We start from the raw sequence: 1,134 nt of genomic DNA on the forward strand, positions 1-1,134 counted from the left end.
TTTGAACGCTCCCTCCACCTACGCTAACGCTTAGAGGTGGGGGATTCTTGGGTAATCCTCGGTAGCCCAAGGAAGTTGACCAAGCTCAGACCGTAGTCCCTACGGCGATGAGTCTTAAACCTTCTTGCAAAATGTTCTTGGCTGCATTAATGTCCCGATCATGATGCTCGTTGCACTCTGGGCATGTCCATTCTCTTAATTTGAGCTCCTTCACTTCTTTATTTTTGAAGCCACAACTGGAACAAAGTTGACTGGATGGGAAGTTCTTTCCAACTTTCACAATGGTTCTTCCATACCATTCTGCTTTGTATTCCAACATGGACACAAACTCAGACCATGAAGCATCCGTGATGGACTTGGCTACATTATGATTCTTGACCATGTTCTTCACTTGCAAGTCTTCCGTGCTGATGACTTGGTTTTCGCGAATCAGCTTGGTAGACAGCTTGTGAAGGAAATCATGACGGGCGTTGGTAATCTTCTCGTGAATTTTAGCTACTTTGATGCGTGCTTTGCGCCAATTCGCCCCACCTCTGGTTCGTCGGGTCATGGTTCTCTGGGCTTTCGCTAATTGCTTCTCATACTTTCTGAAATACTTCGGAGCCTTTTCTTTCTTACCATCAGAAAAAATGGCGAAATCTTTTAAACCAAGGTCGATCCCCACTGCTTTTTCTTGATCTACTGGAACATAGGGACAGTCGTTCCTTTCACAAAGGATGGAAACAAAGTATTTTCCAGAGGGATTCCGACGAATGGTAGCAGAAAGAATACGACCTTCGACTTCTCTGGACTTCGCAAACTTTACCCAACCGAGCTTAGGGAGCTTGATCTTATTTCCTATGATACTGACTTCAGGCCATTGGTTTTTCTTTTCAATCTTCGTTGTGTAGGATTGTACAGGGTTCTTCTTACTTTTAAAACGAGGTGCATCATTTTGCTTTTTGAAAAAGCGATCAAAAGCATCGGCTAGATTTCGTAGTGAGGACTGCAAAGCATGGGCATCTCCTTCTTTTAGCCATTCTACCTGTTTTTTCAAGGATGTAAGGAGATTAGCACAAGTGTTGTAGGTGAGTCCCTTCCCCGTTTCTTTGTATGTATCATTCCATTTCGCTAAGAAGTGATTAAAAATAAAGC

General features: G+C 43.4%; 1 protein-coding gene. It reads right to left on the minus strand.

The features are described from left to right. Window positions 1-85: 85 nt before the first annotated feature. The coding region (tnpB, locus tag ADA01nite_RS21710; RefSeq protein WP_146812503.1) for an IS200/IS605 family element RNA-guided endonuclease TnpB at window positions 86-1,134 on the minus strand (1,049 nt) is incomplete at its 5' end.

Source organism: Aneurinibacillus danicus, assembly GCF_007991215.1.
Taxonomy (GTDB): Bacteria; Bacillota; Bacilli; order Aneurinibacillales; family Aneurinibacillaceae; genus Aneurinibacillus; species Aneurinibacillus danicus.